At 73.6% G+C, this 26,917-nt stretch carries 22 protein-coding genes; 7 read left to right on the plus strand and 15 right to left on the minus strand.

All coding sequences use genetic code 11. The annotated features are described in order from the left end of the window. Nucleotides 1–104: 104 nt before the first annotated feature. Genes nudC through ACXN5W_RS21405 form a run of 3 tightly spaced genes read right to left on the minus strand, consistent with a single transcriptional unit; the run spans nt 105 to nt 3,678 of the window. Nucleotides 105–1,049, minus strand: coding sequence for an NAD(+) diphosphatase (gene nudC / locus ACXN5W_RS21395; RefSeq protein WP_473160120.1), 945 nt, complete (start codon nt 1,047–1,049; stop codon nt 105–107). Beyond that, nucleotides 1,046–2,371 (minus strand): M16 family metallopeptidase, encoded by a 1,326-nt coding sequence (locus tag ACXN5W_RS21400; RefSeq protein WP_473160121.1) that lies wholly within the window; start codon nt 2,369–2,371, stop codon nt 1,046–1,048. The genes nudC and ACXN5W_RS21400 overlap by 4 nt, the downstream gene beginning before the upstream one ends. Continuing rightward, complete coding sequence (locus tag ACXN5W_RS21405; protein WP_473160122.1) at nt 2,368–3,678, minus strand: M16 family metallopeptidase; 1,311 nt, start codon at nt 3,676–3,678, stop codon at nt 2,368–2,370. Before ACXN5W_RS21405 ends, ACXN5W_RS21400 begins: the two co-directional genes overlap by 4 nt. Nucleotides 3,679–3,889: 211 nt before the next feature. Between ACXN5W_RS21405 and ACXN5W_RS21410 the strand changes: the two genes are divergently transcribed. From ACXN5W_RS21410 to ACXN5W_RS21420, 3 genes are read left to right on the plus strand one after another with little or no spacing between them, the layout of a single operon-like run. Beyond that, on the plus strand, nt 3,890–4,951 hold the full coding sequence (locus tag ACXN5W_RS21410; RefSeq protein ID WP_473160123.1) for an ABC transporter substrate-binding protein: 1,062 nt from the start codon (nt 3,890–3,892) through the stop codon (nt 4,949–4,951). Further along, on the plus strand, nt 4,948–5,745 hold the full coding sequence (locus ACXN5W_RS21415) for an ABC transporter ATP-binding protein (RefSeq protein WP_473160124.1): 798 nt from the start codon (nt 4,948–4,950) through the stop codon (nt 5,743–5,745). Before ACXN5W_RS21410 ends, ACXN5W_RS21415 begins: the two co-directional genes overlap by 4 nt. Then, nucleotides 5,735–6,610, plus strand: a complete 876-nt coding sequence (locus tag ACXN5W_RS21420) for an ABC transporter permease (protein WP_473160125.1) — start codon at nt 5,735–5,737, stop codon at nt 6,608–6,610. Before ACXN5W_RS21415 ends, ACXN5W_RS21420 begins: the two co-directional genes overlap by 11 nt. A gap of 174 nt (nt 6,611–6,784) precedes the next feature. Here the strand turns inward: ACXN5W_RS21420 and ACXN5W_RS21425 are convergent, their stop codons facing one another. Next, complete coding sequence (locus tag ACXN5W_RS21425) at nt 6,785–7,735, minus strand: hypothetical protein (RefSeq protein ID WP_473160126.1); 951 nt, start codon at nt 7,733–7,735, stop codon at nt 6,785–6,787. 190 nt (nt 7,736–7,925) lie between these two features. Next, entirely contained in the window at nt 7,926–8,117 is a 192-nt protein-coding gene (locus ACXN5W_RS21430; RefSeq protein ID WP_473160127.1) for a hypothetical protein, read from the minus strand. A 162-nt stretch (nt 8,118–8,279) separates the two neighbouring features. Here ACXN5W_RS21430 and ACXN5W_RS21435 point away from each other — a divergent pair, with 162 nt between their 5' ends. Then, on the plus strand, nt 8,280–8,684 hold the full coding sequence (locus tag ACXN5W_RS21435; protein ID WP_473160128.1) for a pilus assembly protein CpaE: 405 nt from the start codon (nt 8,280–8,282) through the stop codon (nt 8,682–8,684). A gap of 167 nt (nt 8,685–8,851) precedes the next feature. Here ACXN5W_RS21435 and cspE read toward each other — a convergent pair whose 3' ends face one another. The 5 genes from cspE to ACXN5W_RS21460 all read right to left on the minus strand — a co-directional run bounded on the left by cspE (nt 8,852) and on the right by ACXN5W_RS21460 (nt 17,978). After that, complete coding sequence (gene cspE, locus ACXN5W_RS21440; RefSeq protein ID WP_473160129.1) at nt 8,852–9,055, minus strand: transcription antiterminator/RNA stability regulator CspE; 204 nt, start codon at nt 9,053–9,055, stop codon at nt 8,852–8,854. 280 nt (nt 9,056–9,335) lie between these two features. Next, the gene (locus tag ACXN5W_RS21445; protein WP_473160130.1) at nt 9,336–12,920 is read right to left on the minus strand and encodes a UvrD-helicase domain-containing protein; all 3,585 of its coding nucleotides are present in this window, start codon (nt 12,918–12,920) and stop codon (nt 9,336–9,338) included. Between the two features lie 4 nt (nt 12,921–12,924). After that, nucleotides 12,925–16,446, minus strand: a complete 3,522-nt coding sequence (locus ACXN5W_RS21450; protein WP_473160131.1) for an ATP-dependent helicase — start codon at nt 16,444–16,446, stop codon at nt 12,925–12,927. A gap of 103 nt (nt 16,447–16,549) precedes the next feature. Then, complete coding sequence (locus ACXN5W_RS21455) at nt 16,550–17,113, minus strand: LOG family protein (protein ID WP_473160132.1); 564 nt, start codon at nt 17,111–17,113, stop codon at nt 16,550–16,552. Between the two features lie 4 nt (nt 17,114–17,117). After that, on the minus strand, nt 17,118–17,978 hold the full coding sequence (locus ACXN5W_RS21460) for an LOG family protein (RefSeq protein WP_473160133.1): 861 nt from the start codon (nt 17,976–17,978) through the stop codon (nt 17,118–17,120). 423 nt (nt 17,979–18,401) lie between these two features. On the opposite strand from ACXN5W_RS21460, the gene ACXN5W_RS21465 reads away from it, so the two are divergent. Further along, nucleotides 18,402–18,584, plus strand: a complete 183-nt coding sequence (locus tag ACXN5W_RS21465) for a hypothetical protein (RefSeq protein WP_473160134.1) — start codon at nt 18,402–18,404, stop codon at nt 18,582–18,584. Between the two features lie 66 nt (nt 18,585–18,650). On the opposite strand, the gene dapE is transcribed toward ACXN5W_RS21465, so the two are convergent. Continuing rightward, nucleotides 18,651–19,721 carry a succinyl-diaminopimelate desuccinylase gene (dapE, locus tag ACXN5W_RS21470; protein ID WP_473160135.1) on the minus strand — a complete coding sequence of 357 codons (1,071 nt, stop codon included), beginning with the start codon at nt 19,719–19,721 and terminating at the stop codon, nt 18,651–18,653. Between the two features lie 177 nt (nt 19,722–19,898). Here dapE and dapD point away from each other — a divergent pair, with 177 nt between their 5' ends. Next, on the plus strand, nt 19,899–20,858 hold the full coding sequence (gene dapD / locus ACXN5W_RS21475; RefSeq protein WP_473160136.1) for a 2,3,4,5-tetrahydropyridine-2,6-dicarboxylate N-succinyltransferase: 960 nt from the start codon (nt 19,899–19,901) through the stop codon (nt 20,856–20,858). A gap of 162 nt (nt 20,859–21,020) precedes the next feature. Continuing rightward, on the plus strand, nt 21,021–23,642 hold the full coding sequence (locus ACXN5W_RS21480) for a hypothetical protein (RefSeq protein WP_473160137.1): 2,622 nt from the start codon (nt 21,021–21,023) through the stop codon (nt 23,640–23,642). A 20-nt stretch (nt 23,643–23,662) separates the two neighbouring features. Here ACXN5W_RS21480 and ACXN5W_RS21485 read toward each other — a convergent pair whose 3' ends face one another. From ACXN5W_RS21485 to fdxA, 4 genes are read right to left on the minus strand one after another with little or no spacing between them, the layout of a single operon-like run. Then, nucleotides 23,663–24,301 carry a nucleoside/nucleotide kinase family protein gene (locus ACXN5W_RS21485; protein ID WP_473160138.1) on the minus strand — a complete coding sequence of 213 codons (639 nt, stop codon included), beginning with the start codon at nt 24,299–24,301 and terminating at the stop codon, nt 23,663–23,665. A gap of 6 nt (nt 24,302–24,307) precedes the next feature. Next, a complete protein-coding gene (locus tag ACXN5W_RS21490) occupies nt 24,308–25,441 on the minus strand; it encodes a prephenate dehydrogenase (protein WP_473160139.1) in 1,134 nt (377 codons plus the stop codon). Between the two features lie 11 nt (nt 25,442–25,452). Next, complete coding sequence (dapC, locus tag ACXN5W_RS21495) at nt 25,453–26,541, minus strand: succinyldiaminopimelate transaminase (protein ID WP_473160140.1); 1,089 nt, start codon at nt 26,539–26,541, stop codon at nt 25,453–25,455. Between the two features lie 32 nt (nt 26,542–26,573). Further along, nucleotides 26,574–26,900, minus strand: coding sequence for a ferredoxin (gene fdxA / locus ACXN5W_RS21500; RefSeq protein WP_473160141.1), 327 nt, complete (start codon nt 26,898–26,900; stop codon nt 26,574–26,576). Nucleotides 26,901–26,917 lie beyond the last annotated feature (17 nt).

Below are 26,917 nucleotides of genomic sequence, written 5' to 3' on the forward strand. Positions count from 1 at the left end.
CCCCCTCCCAGAACATTGCGGTTTAAAGGAGGGAGAGCGTCACTTCTCCCCCGAGCACAAGGCGCAGCCTGCTCCTCCGGAGCCAGGATTTTCCATGGTCAGCCTCAGCCGGCCACCCACCGCTCGATCAGGAAGAGCGCGATCGACGACGGCGGCGGCAGCACCACCCCGAGTCCGTCAGCGCCGTCGGCCCACCCGCCGGTCAGCAACGTCGAGACCTCGGCACGGGTGAACCACCGGGCCCGGTCGATCTCGGTCTGGTCCGTCCGGATCCGGTCCTCCGGGTCGGCCACCGCGAAGAAGCCCAGCATGAGCGAGCCCGGGAACGGCCACGCCTGGCTGCCGACGTACGAGGTGCCCGAGACCGCCAGGCCGACCTCCTCGTCGACCTCGCGCAACACCGCCGCCTCGGCCGACTCACCCGGCTCGACGTAGCCGGCCAGGCAGGAGTAGCGCCGCTTGCCGTCCCGGTCGGCCCAGCCGGCGTTGTGGGCCAGCAGGCACCGGCCGTCCGGCCCGGCCACTCCGTCGTGAACCAGGACGATCATCGCGGGATCGGTCCGGGGCCACATCCGGTACCCGTCCTCCTCGGCCCGGGACCAGCCGCCCTCACCGGGCAGGGTGGGTCGACCGGTACGCGGTGAGAAGGCGTGCCGAGCATGCCAGTTGGCCAGCGCGACGGCCGTGGTGAGCAGGCCGGCGTCCCGATCGGACAGCAGGTGTCCGGCGGACCGCAGATCGACCCGCTCGGTCCCGGACACCGTCGGCAGCGGGGCGTCCAGGGCGAACACCGGGGTGCCGTCCGGGTCCACCCCGAGGAACAGCCGGTCGGCCGGCTGGTGCTCGGGCGCCGATTCGGCGTCGAGCAGCGCCAGCACGGGCCGGTCACCGTCCCGGGTGACCAGGACCCGGGCGCCGTTGACCACGTCCACCACCAGTACCCGGCCGCGCTTCCATGCCTCGGCCAACCACTCCGCGTCGGAGCGCCGATGCCCGGCGCGGTCCATCGCCGCCCGCGCCAGCGGCGGCACCACCACCGGCCCGGTCACGACGGCACCTCTTCCGTCCGGACGTCGGCCAGCGCGGACACCGGCTCGGCGATCCGCTCCGCGTCGCCGAGGATCACCGTCACGGCTCGGGCCGGGGCCAGGTACCGGGCGGCCGCCGCGGCGACCTCCTCCCGGGTCGCTCCGGCCACCCGCTCGGCGTATTCGGCCAGGTACGGCAGCCGCAGCCCGGCTCCGGCGTACGCGCTGGCCAGCCCGGCCAGACCGGCCTGGGTGGAGACGCCCAACTGAAGGGTGCCGAGCAGGTACTGCCGGGCCTGCTCCAGTTCCTCGGGCTGGGCCGGCAGCGCGGCCAGCCGACCGAGTTCGTAGCTGGTCTCCAGCAGCGCCGGCGCGGTGACCTCGGTGGCGACCTCCGCCGAGACGACCAGGGCCGACCCGGCGACCGAGTGCTCGACCATCGAGTGTGGACCGTACGTGTAGCCCTTGTCCTCGCGGATGTTCTCCACCCACCGGGACGAGAAGTAGCCCCCGAAGATCAGATTGGCCAGTTGCAGCGCGGCGTGGTCGGGATGGGTCCGCGGTACGGCCGGCAGCGCGATCCGCAGCGACGACTGCACCGAGCCGGGCCGGTCCACCACCAGGACCGGGCCGGGTTCCAGGGGCGGGGTCGGGGGCAGCTCGACCGGCTCGCCGGCCCCGGACCAGCCGCCGAGTGCCTGTTCCGCCGCGTCCAGCGCCCGCTGTGGGGCCACGTCGCCGACCAGCACCAGCACCGCGCCGGCCGGCTGCACCCGGTCGGTGTGCAGGCCGCGCAGGTCGTCCGGATCGACCACCTTGACCTCGCCGGCGTCGGGTGTCTGCACCGCGTACGGGTGACCGCCGTACATCCGCTTCAGCAGCGCCACCCGGGCCAGGTGCGCGGGCTGGCTGCCGGCCACCTGGATGTGGTCGATCAGCCGGTCCCGCTCGGTGGCCACCTCGTCGGCCGGGTAGGAGGCGCCGGACAGCACCTGGGCGAGCAGGTCGAGGATCCGGTCGAGGCCGCTGACCAGCCCGTTCCCGGAGACCATCAGCCGGTCCGGGTCGACACCGGCGGACAGGCCACCGCCGACCGTCTGCAACTCGGCGGCGATGTCCACGTTCGACAGGTCGGCCGTGCCGGACAGCAGCGTCTGGGCCAGCAGCGCGGACCGGGCCAGGTGGGCACCGCCGAACGGCACCCACAACCGCATCTCCACCAGCGGTACGGCGGGGCGGTGGACGGCGAGCACGGTGAGTCCGTTGCCGAGGGTCCGCTCGGCCTGGTCCGGCAGCGTGAGCCGACGGTTGGGACCGAGCGGGGGCAGCGTACGGGTGGTCACTTGGCACCTCCGGCGACGACGTCGATCGAGGCCCGGCGCTCGGGCCGGAGGGTGGCGGCGGCGGCCTGGACCTGCTCCGCGGTCACCTCGCCGATCCGCCGGGGCAGCTCGTTGAGCAGGCCCGGGTCGGCCCGCTGCTGTTCCAGCACGGCCATCGTCAGGGCCCGGCCGAGCACCGCGTCGGTCTCCCGGAGCAGGTGGGTGGCCATCCGTGCCTGGGTCCGCTCCAGCTCGCCCTCGGCCAACCCGTCGGCGGCCAGCCGGTCCAGTTCCTCGTCGACCGTGCGCAGGGTCTTGTCGACCGAACCGCCCGGTGGCAGGTGGGCCTGCAACAGCAGCGCCGTGGGATCGCGGACGTCGAAGGGGTCGCCCATGAAGCCCAGGTAGCCGCCCACCGAGGTGGCGAGACGGTCGCGCTGCACGAGCCGCCGGACCAGCCGGGACGCCTCACCGTCGGTCAGCACCTCGGCCAGCACGACGTACGGCAGGTAACCGGCGAAGTCGGTGACCGGGTCGGGCACCCGCCAGGCGCTCGCGACCGCCGGCAGCGGCGCCAACGGGTCGGTGTACGTCTCGCGACGCTCGCTCGTCAGGTCCGGCTCGGTGAAGTCGGGACGCTCCGGCGCGGGCCGGGCCGGCACGTCACCGAAGTGCCGCTCGACCAGTGCGGTCGCTTCCGCCACGTCGAGGTCACCGGAGATCGCCAACACGGCGTTGCCGCAGGCGTAGTAGCGGGCGAAGAAGTCCGCCGCGTCGGCCACGGTGGCGCTCTCCAGGTCCGTGAACGAGCCGTACCCGTCGTGCGCGTTGGGAAACGTGTCGAACATGACCGGTGGCAGCTTGAGCCAGGGGAACCCGCCGTACGGCCGGTTCAGCACGTTGACCCGGATCTCCTCCTTGACCACGTCGACCTGGTTGCGGAGGTTCTCCTCGGTCAGCCGGGGACCGCGCATCCGGTCCGCCTCCAGGAACAGCGCACGTTCCAGGGCGTTCGACGGCAGCGTCTCGAAGTAGTCGGTGTAGTCCAGGTGGGTGGAGCCGTTGAACGTGCCGCCCGCGCCCTGGATGTGCCGAAAGTGGGCCAGCTTCTCCAGGTTCTCCGAACCCTGGAACATCAGGTGTTCGAAGAGGTGCGCGAAGCCGGTCCTCCCCTCGGGTTCGGACCGGATGCCCACGTCGTAGACAACCGCCACCCCTACCACCGGTGCGCTCCGGTCGGGGGTGAGCACCACCCGGAGGCCGTTGTCGAGGGTGAACCGTTCCACCGGATATGTCGTGGCTGGAATCGCCGATCTCCGCGCCGTCACGGTCCGACCCTAGCGTGTCGCGGCGCGAGGCGGGACCGGTGGTGACCCGGCACGCCCAGCCACCCGGACGCCCCGCCGCGGGCCACCGGACGCCCGGCGGCGCCTCGGACGAACGGGCGGATCAGCCCCGGCGGCGACCCGGGTGGTTGACGAATCCCCCGAGTTGAATCACTATCCCTATCAAGTTAGTCGACATTTAGATGGGACGGCGATGACACGTCTTCCGTACCGCCGGTGGGCAACGCTGGCGACGCTCGTGCTGACCACTGCCGCGCTGGGCGGCGTGGCCGCCTGCGGCGACGGGAACGACGCCAAGGGCGGCGGGTCCGGCCCGGTGACCCTGCGCCTGGGCTACTTCCCCAACATCACCCACGCCCCCGCCATCGTGGGCGTGGAAAAGGGGATCTTCGCCGACAAGCTCGGCAGCGACGTCAAGCTGGAGACCAAGACCTTCAACGCCGGCCCGGCGGCGGTCGAGGCGGTCTTCTCCGGGGCGTTGGACGCCACGTACGTGGGCCCCAACCCCACGATCAACGCCTTCGCGAAGTCGCACGGAGAGGCCATCCGGGTCATCTCGGGCGCCGCCTCCGGTGGGGTTGCCCTGGTGGTCAAGCCGGGTATCAACTCCCCCGCCGACCTGCGGGGCAAGAAGATCGCCACGCCGCAGCTCGGTAACACCCAGGATGTCGCGGTGCGGTACTGGCTCAAGGAGAAGGGCCTGACCACCACCAAGGAGGGCGGCGGCGACGTCAAGATCCTTCCGCAGGAGAACCCGCAGACCGTCGACACCTTCCACAGCGGCGCCATCGACGGCGCCTGGGTGCCCGAACCGTACGTCTCCCGACTGGTCAACGACGGCGGCAAGGTGCTGGTGGACGAGCGCGACCTGTGGCCGGACGGCAAGTTCGTCATCACCAACCTGATCGTCAGCACGAAGTTCCTCAAGGCCCACCCGGAAGCGGTCAAGAAGTTGCTGGAGGGCCAGGTGGCGGCGAACGAGCTGGTCAACTCCAAGCCCGACGAGGCCCAGGCGGCCATCGCCGCGCACATCGGCAAGGTGACCGGCAAGCCGCTCGACGTCAAGCTCATCAAGCAGGCCTGGCCGACCCTGTCGTTCCTGAACGACCCGATCGCCAGCTCGCTCAAGACCGGACTGGACCACGCCGTCGCGATCGGCCTCACCCAACCGGTCGACCTCAAGGGCCTGTACGACCTGGGGCCGCTCAACGAGGTGCTCGTCGCGCAGGGCAAGTCCGGGGTACCGCTGCCGTGACCGCCACCACGACGGCGCCGTCGAGCGCGACCACCGCGCTCGCGCTCGACGGCGTGACCAAGGTGTACGGCCGGGGCGAGCACGCCGTGCTGGCCCTGGACCAGCTGTCCCTGACCGTACGTCCCGGCGAGTTCGTCTGCCTGGTGGGCGCCTCCGGTTGTGGGAAGAGCACGCTGCTGAACCTGATCGCCGGGCTCGACTCGCCGAGCGCCGGCCGGATCACGGTCGCCGCCGCCGCCGACGCGGGCCGGGCCGCCACGCCGGGCCTGATGTTCCAGGAGTCGGCGCTGTTTCCGTGGCTGACCGTGGCCGCGAACGTCGACCTGCCGTTGAAGCTGCGTGGGCTGTCCCGGTCGGAACGCCGGGACAAGGTCGCCGAACTGCTCGACACCGTCCACCTCGGCGAGTTCGCCCGGCGCCGCCCGCACGAGCTGTCCGGCGGGATGCGCCAGCGGGTGGCGCTGGCCCGCACCCTGGCCCTGGACACCCCGGTGCTGCTGATGGACGAGCCGTTCGGCGCGCTCGACGCGATGACCCGGGACCTGCTGCACGACGAGCTGGAGCGGATCTGGTCGCAGCGACGGCTGACCGTCCTGTTCGTCACGCACAACGTCCGGGAGGCGGCCCGGCTCGCCGACCGGATCGTGCTGCTGTCCAGCCGACCCGGCCGGATCATCCACAGCACGGAGGTCGCCGTCCCGCGACCCCGCCGGATCGACTCGCCGGAGATCGCCGCAATCGCGGCGGACGTCACCCGGCGACTGAGGACGGAGGTCGGTCGGCATGGCCGGTGACACCCTGACCCGCGACGCCGGCGTACTCACCGGGCTGGACGCCCTGGAGATCGCCGGCCAGGACAGCGGGCCCAGCCGCGCCGGCCGGATCTGGTCGTCGTTCTGGCCGAAGCTGGCCGCCCTGGCCCTGGCCGTGGGCCTCTGGCAGGTGGTCGTCTGGACCGGCTGGAAGGACCCCTGGGTGCTCCCCGGCCCGGTCGCCGTCTTCGGTGACCTCGGGCGCTACCTGACCACCGCCGCGCTGTGGGAGGGCCTGGCCAACACGGGCCGCCGGGCCGCCATCGGGTTCGGCGTCGCGGTGGCGGTCGGGCTGCTGCTCGGGCTGGCGGTGGCCCGGGTACGGATCCTCCGCGCCGCGCTCGGCTCGATGATCACCGCGTTGCAGACGATGCCGTCGATCGCCTGGTTCCCGCTGGCGATCGTGCTGTTCCAGCTCAGCGAGCAGGCGATCTTCTTCGTCGTGGTGCTCGGTGCCGCGCCGTCGGTCGCGAACGGCGTCATCCACGGCGTCGACTACGTGCCGCCGCTGCTGGTCCGCGCCGGTCGCAACCTGGGGGCGCGGGGCATCGGTCTCTACCGGTACATCATCGCGCCGGCCGCGCTGCCGGCCATCGTGGCCGGGCTCAAGCAGGGCTGGGCGTTCGCCTGGCGCAGCCTGATGGCCGGCGAACTGCTGGTGGTGATCGCCGACAAGACCTCGATCGGCGTCCAACTCCAGTACGCCCGGGAGTTCAACGACGCCGTCCGGGTGATCGCCATCATGATCGTCATCCTGGTGCTGGGTCTGCTGGTGGACAGCGCCTTCTCCGCCGCCGACCGGGCCATCCGGCGCCGTTGGGGCGTACTCGACCAGGCCAACGGCTGACCCCGTCGGCACCCTGACCCGGCCGGCGGACTGACTCGACCGGCGGGCTGACTCGACCGGCGGGCTGACCCGATCGGCGAGCACATGTCCAGGAAGGGCCCTCTCGCTGCACCTGTCAGCAGGGGGCCCTTCCGATACGAAAAGCGATAACAGGGGGCCCTTCCTTTCCGGCGGTCAGGCTGGGCGGACCGAGGCGAGCGCGGCGTCCACCACCCAGTCGTACTGGCGGTGGGTGCCGGGGATCGAGACGTACAGGATGGCGGCCGTCGGGCGACCGACGTCGATGCAGGCCACCGCGGCCAGCTCGTCGTGGGCCCGCAGCCCCGGCGTGCTGAAGTGCAGCCGGAAGACCGTCACCCAGGCGGGCAGCCCGCCCAGGTCGGTGCGCTCGTCCCGCAGCACCTCAGCGGTGTTGGGCTGCGGGTAGTAGCCGGACCGGACATCCGCCGCCACCTGCCGCCCCACGCACTCCAGGTCGAGCGCCAGGGCGTCGTTGTCGGCCGCCGGCACCGACCCGGACAGGATCGAGGCGTGGTAGTCGCTGCTGCCGTCGTACGCGGGCTCGGTCACGAAGTGCTGACCCACCCGGTACGCCACCCGCAGCGTTCCGGCCCGCCACACCGTGCGCCACGGCTCCCAGGGCGCCGGGAACGCCGCGTAGGAGATGCCGGCCTCCCGGTCCACCGTGCGTGGCCCGGTGGGCGCCGGTGCCGGTTGAGCGGGCCCCGACGGGCGGTCCGGCACGACGACCGTGGGCCCCGGGCAGGCCCGGACCAGCGGCGGACGGTTGTCGGCGGCCGCCCGGTGGGGCAACCCTGGCAGCGGACCGGACGCGGTCCGGACAAGGATCAGGATCAGCCCGACCAGCAGGATGGTGCCGGCCGCGCCGGCGAACCACCACAGGGTACGGCGACCGGCCGCCGGTCCCGGCGGTCCCGTGCTGTCGTACCGGCCCGATGGTCCGCTGCCACCGGGTGGACCCGTGGTCCCGGCGCGGCCGCCGGGTGGACCCTGCGCTTCGACGCCGCCGGGCGGACCAGGTTGGTTACGCCGGCCCGCGCCGGTCACCGGACCGGCCGGCCAACCGGCGCCGACGGGCGCACCGCGCCGGCCCGCGCCGGTCACCGGGCCGGCGGGCCAATCCGGACCGGTCGCCGGGCCAGCCGGCCAACCGGCACCCTCCGGTGCGCCACGCCGGGCGGGATCTGGGCCTGGCGTGGCGGATTCCGCAGGGTCCGGAGCGGGTGCGGAGCCGAAGGGTGGGACGGCGGCCATCGTGACCAGTGAACACCATCGGCGAGTGGTCCGCGCCCCCTCAGCCCGCCCGTCGCGCGGACAGGCCCGGTCCGTCCGGCGAACCCGGCGAGTGCAGGTCGACCACGACGGCGTGCGGTCGCTCGTACCAGGGCATGAAGGCGGCCACGCCGGCCAGGGTCACGCCCACCAGGGCCAACAGCAACACCATGGCGATCTCCCGGCGCGCTTCCGCGCCGCGCCGCACGCCCATCGCCGCCTCCAGCGGTCCGGCCCGGCCCCCGCGCCGGACATCCCCGATGCCAGGATTCCGGAACCGGCCGCCCTGGGCAGTCGCCCATCGGACGCAACCGGCCGAATGTCGGAAGAAAACTCGCGAATGCCGACCATCGGCCCAGCGGGCACGATGGGGAACGTGATTACCGTCGAGTTGGCCGGTCGGCTGCGCGCCGCGGGCCTGGTCTGGCGGCCGGTACCCGGTGACCGGTTCGCCATCCCGGATCGCGGCCTGGACGACGAGACCTTCGTGCTGAGTCAGATGACGATCGAGGTGCATCACCTGCCCGAGGGCCCGGTGCTCGGGTTCAACGGCACCACCGAGTGGGCCCTGGACGACATCGAGCAGGACGAGGCGCTGTGGCTGCCGCGCGAGGACCAGCTACGTGAGTTGCTCGGGGGCACCTTCCAGCGCCTCGACCGGTCCGTCGACGGTTACCGGGTGCTGCTCACGCTGCCCTCGGGGCAGGTGGAGGTGTCCGCCGGAAATGTCGAGCAGGCGTACGGCGAGGCGCTGCTGCGACTGATCGAATCCAGCCACTAGCCCGGCGCGAACCGGTCCGGAAATGAATCTTGGACGTGAACCGCCCGCTGGGCGGTTCACGTCCAAGATCTACGCCAGCCTCCGCCGCGATCGTCGTGGCGGAGGGCGGGGCACTACACGAACCGGCCCGGCACCCCGATCGGGGATACCGGACCGGTCCGCAGATGTCACACCGGGCGGATGTTGGCCGCCTGCGGGCCCTTCTGGCCCTGGGTGACCTCGAACTCCACCCGCTGGTTCTCGTCCAGGCTCCGGTAGCCGGAGCTCTGGATCGCCGAGAAGTGGGCGAAGACGTCAGCGCCGCCGTCGTCCGGGGTGATGAAGCCGAAGCCCTTGTCAGCGTTGAACCACTTGACAGTGCCGATCGCCATTCCTACGTCTCCTTGACGCCAACCACCGGCCCGATGTGGGCCGGCGAGCCCGTCCGCGGCCGATGCACGCGGACCGTCGTCGCGTTGGTAACCCGCCCGGAAACGCCGGACACAACAAATGGCGCCTGGGCCACGATCGCACCAGGCGCACACAGAGTCTGCGGAAACCGGCACCGGGCCTTGAAGGGAATCAACAAAAGCTCGTACCGACCTCTGGGAACCAAAACTGCAACGCCTCCGACCATAGCATGTCGCACCGGCCACCGCGCCGTGTCGATCATCACCGGGATCCGAGCGCCGGCAGGCCGGCGACCAGCCGGGCCAGCCCCTCCGCGTCCAGCAGATCGGCCGGGCGGACGGTCACCCCGTCCCGCACGTAGTGGAAGGCGGCCCGGACCTCATCCACCGCCACGCCGGCCAGTTCGGCCCAGGCCAGCCGGTACGCGGCCAGCTGCACCGCCGCGGCCCGGGCGGCCGCCCCGGTGGGTTGCCGGCCGGTCTTCCAGTCGACCACCTCGAACCGGCCACCGGGCGCGGAGAAGACCGCGTCCATCCGGCCGCGCACCACCACCCCGGCGACCACCGTCGCGAACGGCACCTCCACCTCGATCGGGGTCCGGTCCGCCCACTCACTGGCCAGGAACCGCTCCTGCAACACCAGCAGCTCGTCGTCGGGCGCCGCGTCCTCGTCCGCCGAGCCAGGCAGCTCGTCGATGTCCAGCAGCCGCACCGCGCCGAAGCGCTGTTCCAGCCAGCCGTGGAACGCCGTGCCCCGGCGGGCGTACGGATCGGGGCGCGCGGGCAGCGGCCGGCGCAGCGTCCGGGCCAGTTCCTGCGGGTCGCGGTGCAGGGTCACCAGCTGGGACACGGTGAGATGTTCGGGCAGCGGTACGTCCACCGGGCCCGCCCGGGTGGCCAGCCGGGCCCGTTCGGCCAGCAGCAGGTCCGCCTCCCGTCGCCAGCGCTCGGCGTCGGCGGCCACGGGGTCGGCCGGTACCGGGTCCGGCACCACGTCGGGCATCCCCGGCCCGGGATCCGCCGGTTCGGCGGAACCGGCGGTGAGGAACTGCCGGACCAGCGCGGCCCCCTCGGCCACCACCGGGCGCCGTACGCCCAGTGGGTCCGCCGGCCAGTCCGCCCGGGGCACGATCTGGGTCGTCGGATTGGCCGCCTCCGGCGATGGCTCAGGCGCCCACTCGTCGACAGTTCCGCCGCCGGCGAGGCAGAGGTCCCGGATCTCGGTGAGGAATCTGGACGGCCCGCGCGGTCGCTTGGTGCCGTCCCCCCACCAGTGCCCGGAGCAGAGCAGCAACCGGCGCGGCCGGGTGACGGCCACGTACCCGAGGCGACGTTCCTCCCGCTCGTCATGCGCCCGCCACTGCTCGGTGAACCGGCTCAACGCGCCGGCCACCCCTTTCTGATCATCGGCGTCGGCCAGCGCGAACTCGGGCAGCCCGGCCGCGTCGCCGCGCAGCGGGAAGGGCAGCACACCCAGCCCGTACAGGTAGTGGTCGGAGCCGCGGACCACACCCGGCCACACCCCGCGGCTGAGGCCGGCCACGGCGACCACGTCCCACTCCAGGCCCTTCGCGGCGTGCGCGGTGAGCACCTGAACGGCGCCCTCCACCACCTCCACCTCGCCGGGCGCCAGGCCCCGCTCCTCGTCCTGCGCGGCGGACAGGAAAGCCAGGAACGCCGACAGCGGCGCCCCGGCCGAGTCCCGGGTGAACCGCGCGGCCACGTCGCCCAGCGCGTCCAGATGACCCCGGGCCAGGCCCGCGTCGCCGCCCGAACCACCCAGGCCGGCCCGGACCGCCACCTCGACATCCAGCCCCGTGGTGCGCTCGATGTCCGCGATCAGGTCCGGCAGCGACTGGTCCAGCCGGTGCCGTAACAGCGCCAGCTCCCGCCCGTACGCACGCAGTCGCGCGTAACCCTCGGCCGAGTAGAGCTGCGCCGGCCCGAGGTCGGCCAGCGCCTCCACCAGCGTCGCCTCGTCCAGGCTGTCGGTGACGATCTCCGGATCCACGGCGCCGGCCTCGTCCTCGGCGGGAGAATCAGGCCGGTGCTCACCTCCGCCAGACCCCGGCTCCGGCTGCGCCCCGGCGGGATTACGGGGCCGGTGCTCACCTCCGCCAAACCCCGGCTCCGGCTGCGCCCCGGCGGGATTACGGGGCCGGTGCTCACCTCCGCCAAACCCCGGCTCCGGCTGCGCCCCGGCGGTTAGGCGGGGGAGTTCCCGGCGGGCGGTGGCGATCGCCCGGGCCCTGCGGTGCAGTGCCACCAGATCACGTGGGCCGATCCGCCAGCGGGCGCCGGTGAGTAGTCGCAGCAACGCCGCGCCGTCCGTCGGGTCGGCCAGCACCCGAAGCGTGCAGACCACGTCCCGTACCTCGGGGGTGTCCAGCAGGCCGCCCAGACCCATCACCTCGACGGGCAACCCGCGCGAGCGCAGCGCGGCCTCGATGGCGGGGATCTGGCTGCGCAGCCGGACCAGCACGGCCGTGGTGGGTCGCCGGTCCACCGGGATCTGCTCGGGTGGCGCGGTGCTGCGCGCCGCACCGCGCCAGGCCGCCAGCACGCTGTCGGCGATCCACGCGGCCTCGTCGGCGTACGTGGTCAGCAGCGCGCAGCCGACGGTGCTGGCCGGGGCGCCCCGGGCGGTCCGACCGGGGATCGGCTCCGCCACGCTGTACGCGGCGGCCAGCTCGGCGACCTCGGCACCCGCGCTACGCAGCGGCGCGGACATGGCGTTGGCCACCCGGAGGATCTCGGGTCGGTTCCGCCAGCTCGTGCTGAGGGTCAACACCCGGGCCGGGCGCCCGCCGGCGCGGGCGAACTCGGTCGGGAACCGGTCCAGGGTGCCGGCGCTGGCCCCCCGCCAGCCGTAGATGGACTGGCACGGGTCGCCCACCGCGGTCACCGGATGCCCGCCGCCGAACAGTGATCGCAGCAGCACCACCTGGGCGTGGCTGGTGTCCTGGTACTCGTCCAGCAGCACCACCCGGTAGCGCTCCCGCTCGATCGCGCCGACCTCCGGATGGTCCCGGGCCACCCGGGCGGCCCGGAACAGCTGGTCGCCGAAGTCCATCGCCTCGAAAGTGTCCTTGCGCTGCTGGAAGGCTCGGACCAGGGGCAGCAGCTTGAGCCGGATCTGCTGCACCGTGAGGGCCTTGCGGACGTCCGCGTACACCCGGCCGGGCCGGGACTGCACGTCGGCGAAGAACCGGCCGGTCCAGGCCGCCAGGTCTCCCGGCTCGATCAGGTGCTCGGCCAGTTCGGACGCGAGGGCCAGCACCGCGTCGGTGATCGTCGCCGGCGCCCGGTCCACGCCCGTCATGTCACCGTCGTAGGTGCGTACCAGCCAGTCCACCACCTGCCAGCGGGCCGCCTCGGTGAGCAGCCGGGCGGCCGGTTCGTACCCGGCCCGCAAGCCGTGCTCGGTGACCACCCGGGCGGCGTACGAGTGGTAGGTGGCCACCGTCGGCTCACCGCTGAGCAGGTCGCCGTGCTGGTCCCGCGGGTCCCGGCCGAGCCGCCGGACGAGTTGGCCGAGCCGGGTACGCACCCGGTGACCCAGCTCGCCGGCGGCCTTGCGGGTGAACGTGAGCCCGAGGATCTGCTCGGGCCGGGCGTACCCGTTGGCGACCAGCCAGACCACCCGCGCGGCCATCGTCTCGGTCTTGCCCGAGCCGGCGCCGGCCACCACCAGCATCGGTTCCACCGGGGCGGCGACGATGGCCGCCTGTTCCAGGGTCGGTGCCGGCAGCCGGAGCAGCCGGGCCAGCTCGATCGGCGTGTACCGGGGGCCGGCATCGGCCGTTCGCTGGGACGGCGTACCGGCGAAGAGGGAGGGCTGGGTCACCGGCTCACCCCTGCGGGTCCGACGGCGACCCGGCGGTCCCGGACGGCTCGGCGGGTGGCTCGACCACCTGGCGGCCCTGGCCGGAGATCGGGCAGGCGTCCCGCACCGGGCAGACCCGGCATCGCGAGTTCGCGACGGCCGCGAAGGTCGACGCGGCCATCGTCTCGGCGGTGCGCCGCACCATCGCCCGCGCCCAACCCGGCTCGCCCTCGGTGGGCTGGTTCTGTTCCCTGGCCTCCTTGGCGGTCGTGCCGAGCTGTAGCAGGGCCGCTCCGCCCGAGCTGTCGCCGTACTCGGCGAACGCCCCCGCCTCGACCGCGGCCTGGTAACCGGCGAGCTGCGGATGGTCGGTCAGCTCGGCGGCGGCGACCGCGGTGGTACGACCGGTCTTGAGGTCCACCACGACGAGCCGGCCCTGGTCGTCCACCTCCAGCCGGTCGACCCGACCGGTCAGCTCGATCGGCCGGACCGGGTCGTCCAGCCGGACCGCGAACTCCTGCTCGATGGCCAGCAGCCGGCGCGGGTTGTCGGCCAGCCAACGCAGCAGCTTGTCCACCATCTCCTCGGCCCGGGCGCGCTCCGGCCCCACCATCCACCGCGCCGCCAGCTCGATGGCGTCGAACCGGGCCGCCACGTAGTCGATGAGCCGTTCCCGGTCCACCGTCGCGTCCTCGGCCAGCATCGCCGCGGCGTGTACCAGGTTGCCGATCCCCTGCGCCGGGCTGGCCGGCGCCCGACCGCCGTGCCGCTCCAGCAACCAGCGCAGGCTGCACCGCTGCGCGCTCTCCATCGCCGAAGGGCTGACCCGGACCGGCTCGCCCTCGTCGACCAGCGGCCGATCGTCGGAGAGGGCGCGCAGCCCCCACCACTCGTCCGGGTGCGCGCCCGGCACACCGGCCGCGGCCAGCCGGGCCAACTCGGCGGCGGCGGCCCGGCGGCGTTCGAGCGCGGCGGCCGGATCGGTGACCGCGGTACGCAGCTCCGCCACCAGCGCCGCCAGGGTGAGAGCCCGCGGCAGGCGGCCCGCCGGCAGCTCGGCCCCGCCCGCCGGCCCGGTCGACCCGGGTGGCACCGCCGGACTCCGGTCGGGCCCACCGGTCTGCTCCGGTACGCCGTCCCGGCCGGCACCGCCGTTCGACCCCGGCGCACCGTCGGGGCCGGGACCCCCGGCCGGACCAGGGCCACCGCCGGTCGGCCCCGGAGCGCCGTCGGGGCCGGGACCACCGGCCGGGCCGGCCGCATCGCCGGGCTCGGTGCCGGGCTCATCGTCGGGCTCATCGCCGGGTTCGGCGCCGCCCAGCTCGTAGAGGAACCGGCTGGGCTGCTCCTCGTGGTCGGTCCCGCCCACCGACGCCGACGACACGGCGCTGACCAGCAGCCGGCGCCGGGCGCGGCTCACCGCCACGTGGAACAGCCGACGCTCCTCGTCCAACAGTGCCGAGGTCTGCCCCACCAGGGTCGCCGTGGTCCCCGCGCCCTGCGCCCGACCCGCGAGCAGATCGACCAGGCGTTCCGAACCGAGCAGGCTGCCCCGCAGCCGCAGGTCCGGCCAGATGCCCTCCTGGACGCCGACCACGGCCACCACGTCCCACTCCAGGCCCTTGGCCGCGTGCGCGGTGAGCAGGCGTACCGCCTCGCCCCGGTCCGCCGTCGGCGCGAGCGTGTCGGCCGGCAGGTCCTGGCCGAGCACGTGGTCCAGGAAGACCTCGGTACGCGCGCCCGGCAGCCGGTCGACGAACCGCGCGGCGGCGTCGAAGAGCACCATCACCGCGTCCAGGTCCCGGTCGGCGGCCTCAGCCCGCCACCGGACCCCGGCCTCGACGTCACCGGCCGCGGCCCGCCCCCGCAGGGTGGCGGAAAACCAGCGATCGGCCAGCCCGCTGCCCTGCCACACCGCCCAGAGCACATCCTCGGCCGTGGCACCCGGACGGCCGGCCGTCGCGCGGGCCGTCTCGATCAGCCCGGCCACGGCCTTCGCGGGCGCCGCCCAGCGCCGGTCCACGGCGGCCAGCTCGGCCGGATCCCGCAGCGCGGCCACCAGCAGATCCCCCGAAGGCCGCCGATCGCCGGCCGCCAGCGCGAGCGCCCGCAGCCCCTGCCGCAGCCGCCGCTCGGCCAGCGGGTCGGCACCGCCCAACGGGGAGTGCAGCAGGGTGACCGCGGCCTCCTCGTCGAGCCGGTCCGGCTCCAGCGCGCAGCGCAGCAACAGCAGCAGCGGCGCCACCGCCGGTTGCAGATGCACCGGGAGGTCCTCGCCGTGTACCACCGTCGGGATGCCGGCGGTGTGCAACGCGCGCTGCACCGAGGGCAGTTGCAGGGTGGTGGACCGGACCAGCACCGCCATCCGGGACCACGGCACCCCGTCGACCAGGTGTGCCCGGCGCAGCGCGTGGGCCAGATAGGCCGACTCGCTGGTCGCCGAGCGGAACGTGCGGACCTGCACCTCGCCCGGCTCGGCGGCGGGCACCGCCCGCAGGTCACGGTGCGCCACCGGGCCGCGCAACCGGCGGCTCACCCGGTGCAACCCGGCCAGCAGCACCGGACCGGCCCGATAGGAGGTGCCCAGCAGCACGGTCCCGGCCACCGCACCCGACGAGGTGCGGAACCGGTGCGGAAAGGTGGGCACCCCGCTCGGGTCGGCGCCCCGGAAGGCGTACGTCGAGGAGTCCGGATCGGCGAACACGACGAGGTTCTTGCCGCCACCGGCCACCAGCGCCAGCAGGTCCCGCTGCGCCGGGTCGGTGTCGGCGAACTCGTCCACGTACACGTGACTGAGCCGGTGACGCTCGGCGGCCAGCAGCTCCGGCTCGTCGGCGAACAACCCCGCCGCCGCCCGGACCAGCTCGGCCGGGTCGTACGCGACCGAACCCCGGGTCGTGGCGTCCCGCAGCGCCAACACCGAGACGTACTCCCGGAGGAAGCGGGCCGCCGCGGGCCAGTCCGCCCGGTCCACCGCCCGACCGATCCGGGCCAGCTCGTCGGGGCCGATCCCCCGCTCCGCGGCCCGCATCAGCAGGTCCCGCAACTGCTCGGCGAAGGCCCGGGTACGCAGCGCCGGACGCAGCCCGGCGGGCCAGCCCACCGGATCCGCGTCGTCGTCGCCGACCGAGTCCAGCAGCTCCCGGATCACCAGATCCTGCTCGGGTCCGGTGAGCAGCCGGGGGGACGGCTCGCCGCGTTCGGCCGCGGCCCGGCGCAGCAGGCCGAAGGCGTACCCGGGGAACGTCCGCACCATCGGCTCGGCGACCACCCGCCGGCCGGCGCCGGCGATCCGGCGCTCGACCCGCTGCCGCAGGTCCACCGCCATCCGCCGGCCGAAGGTCAGCACCAGGATCCGGCCCGGGTCGACCCCCTCGGCCACCCGGGCCGCGACGGACTCGACGAGCACACTCGTCTTACCGGTGCCCGGCCCACCGACCACCAGCAGCGGACCGTCGGTGTGCGCCACGACGCCGGCGTGTGCGGGGTCGTCGAACCGCACCGGCGCGGCGTCGGCCCGCCGGCGGACCAGCCGGTACGCCTGCACGCCGACAATCAGATCACGCCGGTACGACGCCCGCCCGCACCGAGGCCCCCCGTCGAAAGGAAGGGCCCCCTGTTATCGCTTTTCGTATAGGAAGGGCCCCCGCTCAACTCGGCACGCCGGGCTGGCCGAGCCGTTCCTCGATCGCGTCCAGCGCGGCCGGAACCGAGTCGGCGACCACCAGCCGGTCGGCCGCGTCCCTGGAGACGAAACGGGTGCCGGCCAGCCCGGCCAGCCAGTCGACCAGGCCGGTGTAGAAGCCGTCGATGTCGAGCAGCACGACCGGCTTGCGGTGCAGTCCCAGGGTCGCGGTGGTCCACACCTCGAACAGTTCGTCGAGGGTGCCCAGACCGCCGGGCAGGGTCAGGAAGGCGTCCGACTTCTCGATCATGACATTCTTCCGCGCGAGCATGTCCACGGTGACCACCAGCTCATCGGCGTGTACGTCGGCGACCTCGCGATCCACCAGCAGCTGAGGGATCACCCCGAGGGTGTGGCCACCGCCGGCCCGTACGCCGTCGGCCACCGCTCCCATCATGCCGACGCAGCCACCGCCGGAGACCAGCGTGTGCCCCCGCCGGACCAGCTCCCGGCCGGTCTCGGTGGCAAGGTCCAGCCAGGACTGCTCAAGGGTCCGGGACGAGGCGCAGAAGACGCAGATGGCGGCCATCGGATCACGGCTCCTTCCGGTGGGCGGTCGGCCGGTGACCGGCCGCCGCGCGCTGATCGGCCCCGGTGCGGGCGACCGCCTCGTTCTCCCGGGCCCGCTGCTCGGCGGCGAGCGCCGCGTCCGCGTCAACGATATGCGCCACGGCCGCCGAGACACTGTCGGTGACACACAGCAGCTCGAGGTCGGCCGGTCCGATCATGCCGTTCGCGGCCATCGTGTCGCGGAGCCAGTCGAGCAGACCCCCCCAGTACGCCTCGCCCATCAGCACCACCGGGAACCGGGTGACCTTGCCGGTCTGCACCAGGGTCAACGCTTCGAACAGTTCGTCCATCGTGCCGAACCCGCCCGGCAGCACGACGAACGCCTGGGCGTACTTCACGAACATCGTCTTGCGGGCGAAGAAGTACCGGAAGTCGATGGCCAGGTCGACCCAGTCGTTGAGGCCCTGTTCGAACGGCAGCTCGATGCCGAGCCCGACGGACAGCCCACCGGCCTCGCTGACTCCCCGGTTGGCCGCCTCCATCACCCCCGGGCCGCCGCCGGTGATGACGGCGTATCCGGCCCGGGCCAACTCCCCGCCCAGTTCCTCGGCGAGGCGGCACTCGTGGCTGCCCGGCTTGCTGCGGGCCGATCCGAACACGCTGACCGCCTGGGGCAGGTCGGCCAGCGTGTCGAAGCCCTCGACGAACTCGGAGAGGATTCGCAGGGCCCGCCAGGCGTCCCTGGTCTGCCAGTCGGCCCGCGACCGGGAGTCGAGCAACCGTTGGTCCGCCGTACTCGCCGGGATCGCGTTCCGCCGTAGCGTGACGGCACCCCGATGCCGTTCCTCGGTCGGCTCCCGGGCACCGTCCTCACCGTGTGTCATGCGATAAACCGTAGTGCCGGTGTCCGGCGCCCGCCGGGTGCCCGGCGTTGCGGCTCATCCCGCGTCCTCGGAACCCCGCTGCGGAACCCCGTCGACACCCGCCTCGGCGCGTCACCGGAACCCCTGTTCCCGGCGCCACCCGAAGCCCGACCCCGGTGCCGCCGGCGACCCGTCCGACGCACTCGCGGTGATCGAACGAGTACCGAACGCATTGGTTGATATGCGCGTTATGGAGCGGAATAAGGTGATGTGCCCGCCAAGCTTGGCGGAAAGTTCGGCCTTCTGTGAACTTCCCGACGGAAACATCCGGCTCCGACTCAACCAATTATGTCGCAGGAACGTCATAGCCTGCGGATACTGGTTTGCACGGCGGTCCGACACCGGGGGGGTTCGGACGCCGCGCGGGGGGAGGGAACAACCGTGATGACGAACCGGGAGAAGCTTCGCTACCGCCGGGAGATGCACCAGCGGATCCGGGCGGTCGTGGCGGAACGCCGGTTGGCCCGGTACGACGGTGGCACGCTCGACGACGGCGGCGATCCGACGGCCGGGGCCGGCCTGGACCAGCGGGCCAACCGTGACGAGGAATCGCTGATCGGCGGCTGACACCGCCGGTCCGCCACCATTCGGCCGTACGGCCCGCCCGGGATCACCCCGAGCGGGCCGGCACTTTCAGCGGCCCAACCAGCGGTGCAGGGTGGCGGCGCCGTCCCGCAGCTTGGTGATCTCGACGTGCTCATCCGGGTGGTGGGCGAGGTTCGGGTCACCGGGTCCGAAGTTCAGCGCCGGGATGCCCATCGCGGCGAAGCGGGCCACGTCGGTCCAACCCAGTTTGCCCACCGGGGCTTCACCGACGGCGGCCAGGAACTCCAGCGCCGGCTCGGCGGTCAGCCCGGGCAGCGCGCCGGGTGCCACGTCGGTCACCACCAGCTCGAAGCCGTCGAACACCTCCCGGATGTGCGCCTCGGCCTGCTCCGGGGACCGGTCCGGGGCGAAGCGGAAGTTCACCTCGATCTCGCAGCGGTCCGGCACGACGTTCCCGGCGACACCGCCGGTGATCCGTACGGCGTTCATCCCCTCCCGGTAGGTGCAGCCGTCGATGGCCACCGTGCGAGGCTGGTACGCGGTCAGCCGGTTCAGCACCTCGGCGGCGGCGTGGATGGCGTTCACGCCGTGCCAGGACCGGGCCGAGTGCGCCCGCCGGCCGGTCGTGCTCACGATGGTCCGCATGGTGCCCTGACAGCCCGCCTCGACCACGCCGTACGTGGGTTCCAGCAGCACCGCGAAGTCGGCGGTCAGCCAGTCGGGGTGCGCCTGCGAGACGAGGTACAGCCCGTTGTACCGGGACTCGATCTCCTCCGCCTCGTAGAAGAAGTACGTGATGTCGTAGCGCGGGTCGGCCAGGGTGACCGCCAGGTGCAGCGCGTAGGCCACTCCCGACTTCATGTCGGAGGTGCCGCAGCCGTACATCAGGTCGTCGCGCAGGGTCGACGGAAAGTTGTTGTTGATCGGCACGGTGTCCAGGTGCCCGGCGAGCACCACGCGCTGGTCGCGGCCCAGATCGGTCCGCGCCATCACGGTGTTGCCCAGGCGCTCCACGCTCAGGTGCGGTACGAGGCGAAGGACCTCCTCGACGTGGTCGGCGAGCTCCTTCTCGTTGAGGGAGACGGACTCGATGTCGACGAGGGCACGGGTCAGCGCGACCGGGTCGGCCAGGACCTCAGGGGTCAGCGGGTTCACCATGTCCGGCACGGTACCGTCATGACGGGTCCGGCGAGTGGTCCACCCGGTCGCGGGTACCCGCCCGCACCGGCGCGGGCAACGGCCCAGGGGCAGGACGACCCGGGGTGAGACGCCCGAGGGCGCCGCGGCCCGAGAGTGACGCGGCCCGAGGGCACCGACTAGGAGAGGGCAACCGCCGTGACTTCTGCGCAGCCGGCCTGGGGCATCGGCCTGGCCACCGTGGCACCGGGCGACCAGGTGCTGGACACCTGGTACCCGACCGGCAAGCTCGGTCTCGGCCCGCTGCCCCTGGTGTCCGGGGAGGACTCCGGGGACGCGCTCGACCTGCCGCCGTCGGCGGTCGGCGACCGGGCCCTGCCCGGACTGCGTACGGTCGAGGTGGTGACCGAGATCGGTTCGCTGGCCGACCCGATCAAGGACACGGCCGACGCGTACCTGCGACTGCACCTGCTCTCCCACCGCCTGGTGCGGCCGAACGAGCTCAACCTCGACGGCATCTTCGGGGCGCTGCCGAACGTGGCCTGGACCTCCGCCGGGCCGTGCCCGCCGGACCGGGTCGACGAGCTGCGGGTGATCGAGCGCGCGGCCGGTCGCCACCTCGCGGTGTACGGGGTGGACAAGTTTCCCCGGATGACCGACTACGTGGTGCCGGGCGGGGTACGGATCGCCGACGCGGACCGGGTCCGGCTGGGCGCCCACCTGGCCCCCGGTACGACGGTGATGCACGAGGGCTTCTGCAACTTCAACGCCGGCACGCTCGGGACGTCCATGGTCGAGGGCAGGATCGTCCAGGGCGTGGTGGTCGGGGACGGCTCGGACGTCGGCGCCGGCGCGTCGATCATGGGCACCCTGTCCGGGGGTGGCACCGAGAAGGTCCGGATCGGCGAGCGCAGCCTGGTGGGCGCGAACGCCGGCATCGGCATCTCGCTCGGCGACGACTGCGTGGTCGAGGCGGGTTGTTACGTCACGGCCGGCTCGAAGATCACCCTGCCCGACGGGCGGGTGGTCAAGGCGCGTGAGCTGTCCGGCGTCAACGGGCTGCTGTTCTGGCGCAACTCGGTCACCGGCACGCTGGAGGCGAAGCCGCGCACGGGTCGGGGCATCGAACTGAACTCGGCGCTGCACGCCAACGACTGACGCGCGAGGCGTCCGGCGCCTGGGCCGACCCAGCCGAACCGCCCGAATCACCAGCACGGACTCCCCCTTTCGGGTGCCCATATCCCAACCGAACGGACGATCCGCTCGAACTCCTGTACGCGCACTCTGAGTAATGAAGCGATTACTCTCCGGGGGGATGAGGTGCGCGGGCGAATCCTCGAACTGCGCGTCCACGGAGTGTCCAACACTCCGCCGGCGGAAATCCTCGGCGTCAACGACGCCGAGGACACCGACTGCCCCCAGCCGCCGCGGCTGGTGGCCGGGGACGCGACGACCGGTTTCTACCGCCCGGCCCGTCCCGATCCGCACGAGGCGGTCGACGTCGAGGCGTACAGCTGGGGCCAGCTCACCTCCGGGGCCCGCACCGCCAAGGACGTCGAGCGCGGCCTGTGGACCCTGCTGCTGCCGTTCACCCTCGCCAACGTCGCCCTGCACGCCCGGCCCGAGGTGCCGGCCGATCCGCTGGAGGAACGCTGGAACAGCCGCAGCGGCATCGACGCCTGGCTCATCCGGCTGTTCTGCCTCAGCCTCACCGCCACCCTGGTGCTCGCCGCGACCGGGGTCGGCGTGGACCTGATCGGTTGGCAGTGCGTCGACGCGCGCTGCCTCGGCCAACTGCCGGGCTCCTGGGAGTTCCTCGCCAACGGCTGGTGGAGCCATTCGGCCCGACCCCTGGCGGTGGGCCTGCTGCTGCCGTACGCGCTGCTCATGCTCGTCGGGTTGCTCACCTGGCGGACCTACCAGTACGAGGCGGACCTGCCCGCCGGGTCGGCGGGACCGATCGACGACGAGCCGCCGGACAACCCGCTGCGACACCCGACGTTCTGGTGCGGCGAGGGCCAGGTCCGCCGGCTCGCCGCGCTGCACCTGGTCACCGGCGTGGCCGTGGCCACCGTCGTACCGCTTGCAGCCGTGCTCTCGGTCGGCCCGCCGACCGGCGTCCGCGCGGCGCTGGCCTGGGCGGCGGCGGTCGCGCTGGTGGGCACCGTGACGCTGGCCGCCGGGGCGCTCGGGCATCCGCACGTCGCCCGCCGCGCCGGTCAGGCCCCGCTCGGTTGGTACGCCACCGGCCTGATCTGCCTGACCCTGGCCGGCGTGGTGGGCGCCATCGTCGTGCTGCTGCTGCCGGACGGACCGGCCGGGCCGCTCAGCCAGTTCCGGACCTCGACCGACTGCCTCGCCGTTCCCCGCCCGGCCGGCTGCGGGCCGGACCGTTCCCTGCCCGGCTTCGACGGGCTGCTCTGCGGCCTGGCCAGCGCCCAGGTGCTGCTGCTGATCGCCATCGGCGGGGTGTCCCGGACCGGGCGGCGCGCCCTCGCCGGGCCGCTCACCGGTGCGGCCGCCCTGCTCGGCGCCATCGGCTGGTTCACCGGCCGGCTGCCGGGCGTACCACCGGCACCCGGCTGGCTGCCCGCGTGGGTGGCGCTGGTCGGGATCTTCGCCGGAACCGCCGCCGGGACGCTGCTGCTCCCCCGCCGACCCCCGGCACCGCCGGGCGCCGGGCGGTACGACCGGATGGCCTGGGGTGGCTGCGCGCCGGCCGTGCTGGCCGGCCTCGGCTGGTTGCTCGGTTCCTCGTACAGCGCCGGCGCGTTGTACTGGACCACCGCCCGGCTCAACCGGGGTGGCTCGGTGGCCCAGGTCCTCATCCCGGTCCCGGTGGCCTGGGCCGGTCCGGCGTTCCTGATCGCCGTGCTGGCGCTGCTCGGCACCATGTTCCGGATGTGGGTGGAGTTCCTGCTGCTCCGCCGGCGCATCCTCGTCGATCTGGTGACCACCGGACCCCCGCTGTCGGCCCACGAGCGGCGACGGGTCCGGGACGTCGCGGCGTTCCGCGCCCTGCACCGGCTGGTCGGCGACCGCGCGCTGCGGCTCGTCGGCCAGTTCACCGCGCTGGCCGGGATCCTCGCCGCGCTGGCCACCGCCGCCGCGCTGGCCGGGCTGCGGCCGGTGGCGGTCAGTCCCGCCGGCTGGGCGATGCTGGTCCGCGCCGCCGTCGACGGTGGCGCGTCCCTGGCCGGGTTGCTGCCGGTGCTCGTCTCCGCCCTGGGGCTGCTGGTCTACCGCAACGACACGGTGCGCCGGGCGGTCGGGGTGGTCTGGGACATCGGCACCTTCTGGCCCCGGGCGGCGCACCCGCTCGCCCCGCCCAGCTACGCGGAACGGGCCGTGCCGCAACTACAGACCCGGGCCATCGGCCTGATGGCGCTCCCGGTGGACGACCCCCGCCGGGTCGACGCGGTGATCCTGTCCGGACACAGTCAGGGTGCCGTGATCGCCGCCGCGGTGATCCTGCAGACCCCCGTACGCTGGCGCCGCCGGATCTGGTTCTTCTCCTACGGCTGCCAGCTCAGCAAGCTCTACGGCCGGGTGTTCCCGGCGTACTTCGGGCCCGACCGGCTACCGGCGGTGGCGACGGCGCTGACCCCGCCGGGCGGACGGGCGGCCTGGACCAACTTCTGGCGACCCACCGACCCGCTCGGCTGGCCGGTGCCGGCCGCCGGCCGGGAGCGGACCCTGCGGGACCCGGAGGCGCTGCACCCGCGCGATGGTGAGGTCCGGGACCCACCGATCCGCAGCCACGGCGGCTACCCCCGGGACCCGGAGTACCGCCGGGAGCGGACCGAGGTCGCCGCCTGGCTCGGCACCATCCCACCGCCGACCATCCCACCGCCGGCCAACACGCCGGCGGCCGAAACCCTGCCGGCCGGTGCCGAGTCCTGCGACGCGCCGCCGACCAGCGCCGACAGGGCAGGTACCTGACGACCGCTTCCGCGCCGCGGCTAACCCTCGACGAGTCGGACCACCAGATCGGCCCGGCCCGCCGTACCGGCGATCAGCTCCGCGTTGGTCTGGTCGTTGCCCCGGGCGCGGGCCGCCGCCACCTCCGGCGGACGCCCGTACGAGATGTGCCGCTCGGTCAGCCGGTGCAGCCGCAGCCCTTCGTCCACGTCGAGAAACCACACCTCGTCGAGCAGGTCCCGCAGCTGGCGCCACGGCTCGCCCGGCAGCAGCAGATAGTTGCCCTCGGTCACCACCAACCGCACCTCGGGAGGTACCGGGATCTCGCCGGCGATGGACTCCTCCAGCTCACGGTGGAACCGTGGCGCGTACACCGGGTCGACGCCCGGCTCGCGCAGCCGCCGGATCAGCGCCACGAAGCCGGCCGCGTCGAAGGTGTCCGCCGCACCCTTGCGGTCGTGCCGGCCGAGCCGGCGCAGCTCCGCCTCGGCCAGGTGGAAACCGTCCATCGGCACCAGCGCGGCGGCCGGACCGACCTCGGCCACCAGGCGCTCGGCCAGGGTCGACTTGCCGGCTCCGGGAGCACCCGCGATGCCCAGCAGCCGGCGCCGGCCCGCCCGGGACAGCGCCCGGGCCCGGTCGACCAGCCCGGCCAGCGGGTACGGCACCGCCGTGACCACCGCCGGTCAGCCTTCGGCGCCGGCGGGCCGCGGACGGTACGCGGTCCAGGTGACCCCGTCCGGTTCCGGCTCGCAGCCGGTCAGCCACCCGCCGTCGGCGCCCAGACCGAGCAGCCAGGCCAGCTCCGCCGCCCCGCCGTCCGCCGAGAACCGGACCCGTTCCCCCGGGCCGTCGACCGGCCCGCCGGAGGCCGGTGGTCGGGCCGCCGCCTGAGCCGGTGGTTGGGTGGCGCCCGGCGTTGGGTGCCCTACCATCGACCGAGCCGGTGGCTGGGCGGCGTCCGCAGCCGACGGGCGGACCGGCAGTGCCGACCGCAGCGCGCGGGCGTCGCCGAGCAGCCGGGTCAGTGCCGCGCCGTCGGCGTCGCGGACGGCCGCGCCAAGTTCGTCGAGGTACGCCCGCACCGCGGCCAACTGGTCCAGCACGGCGGCCCGGTTTCCCAGCAGCATGTCGGCGGTTCGGCGGCTCGGCGTACCGGCCACCCGGGTGCCGTCCCGGAAGCTCCCGGCGGCCAGCGCCAGCACGGCGGCCCGACCGACGGACCGGTACGCGGCGCCGGCCAGTGCCCCGGCCAGCAGGTGCGGAACGTGCGACGCCAGCGCGGCCACCTCGTCGTGCAGGTCGGGGGTCATCGGCGCCACCCGGGCCGCGAAAACGTCGAGCAGCAGCCGCGCCAACGCACGGAACGGAACCAGGTCACCGGCCGGATCCGGGCAGAGCACCCAGGCCGCTCCCCGCAGCAGTTCCGGGTCGGCCGCCGCCAGGCCGGCCCGTTCGGCACCGGCCATCGGGTGACCGGGCACGAACCGCCCGCCCAGGCCCTGCCGCCGGGCCGCCGCCGCGACCACCGCCTTGGTGCTGCCGACGTCGGTGAGCACGCAACCCGGCGGCACCGCACCGGCCACCTCGGCCAACATCCCGGGCAGCGTGACCAGCGGACCGGCCAGGAAGACCACGTCGGCGTCCCGGACCGCTCCGGTGACGTCGTCGGGAAATTCGATGCCCCGCTCCCGGCCGTACCGGCGGGTGTCCGGGTCGGGATCCCAACCCCGCACCGGTACGCCGGCCGCGGCCAGCCGCAGCAGCACCGAACCGCCGATCAGGCCCGTGCCCACCACGGCCGTCCGCACCGCGTCCATCGTCGTACGGGTCAGCCGGCCAGCCGGGCCGGAACCGCGGCGATCTTCTCGTCGGTCTCGGTGAGCGCCAACCGCACGTGCCGGTCCCCGGCCGGGCCGTAGAAGATGCCCGGCGCCGCCAGGATGCCCCGGCGGGCCAGCCACTCGGCGGTCTCCCAGCACTCCTCGCCACGGGTGGCCCAGAGGTACAGCCCGCCGTCCGACTGCTCGATCGTGAACCCGGCCCCGACCAGAGCCGCCCGGAGCACCTCGCGGCGGGTGGCGTACCGGTCCCGCTGGAGGGTCGCGTGTTCTTCGTCACTCAGCGCCGCCACCATGGCGGCCTGGACGGGCGCCGGCACGATCATGCCGGCGTGCTTGCGGATCTTCAGCAACTCGGCCACCAGGGCCGGGTCCCCGGCCACGAACCCGGCCCGGTATCCGGCCAGGTTGGACCGCTTGGAGAGCGAGTGCAGCGCCAGCACGCCATCGTACGACCCGCCGTTGACCTCCGGCGCGAGCGCCGAGACCGGATCGGCCGTCCAGCCCAGCGGCAGGTAGCACTCGTCGCTGGCCACCACCGCGCCGCGCTCACGCGCCCAGTCGACCACCTTGCGCAGGTGGGCGGCGGGCAGCACCTGACCGGTGGGGTTGCTCGGGGAGTTGACCCAGACCAACCGGACCCGGGTACTCGGGCCGAGCGCGGTCAGCGAGTCGGCGCGTACCGTCTCGGCGCCGACCAGCCGGGCCCCGTCCTCGTACGTCGGGTAACAGATCCGGGGCACCACCACCACGTCGCCCGGCCCGAGTCCGAGCAGGGTCGGCAGCCAGGCCACCAACTCCTTGGAGCCGATGGTCGGCAGCACGCCGAACTCCCGGTCCGCCGTGCCGCAGGACCGGGCCACCCAGTCGGTGATGGCCCGCCGCAGTGCCGGCGTACCGGCGGTCAACGGATAGCCGGGTGAGTTCGCGCCCGCGACGAGGGCCGCCCGCACGACCTCCGGTACGGCGTCCACGGGCGTACCCATGGACAGGTTGACCACGCCGTCCGGATGGTTCGCGGCGAGCGCGCCGATCTTCTCCAGAGCGTCCCAGGTGAACTCGGGCAGCCGGGCCGACACGGCCCGGCCACCCGACGACACGACCGGGCCGCTCAGTGCGCTTCCTCGCGCGGCGGCTGCGCCGCGATGAACGGCGTGTCCTTCTCGATCTTCCCGACCTTGGATGCGCCACCGGGCGAACCGAGATCCTCGAAGAACTCGTAGTTCGCCGTGGTGTAGTCCTTCCAGTGCTCGGGAACGTCATCCTCGTAGAAGATCGCCTCCACCGGGCACACCGGCTCACAGGCCCCGCAGTCGACACACTCGTCGGGGTGAATGTAAAGCATCCGGTTGCCCTCATAGATGCAGTCGACCGGGCACTCCTCGATGCAGGCCTTGTCGAGCACATCGACGCACGGCTCGGCGATGATGTAGGTCACCGATCTTCTCCTCTGCG

The organism is Plantactinospora sp. A48 (genome assembly GCF_055793945.1).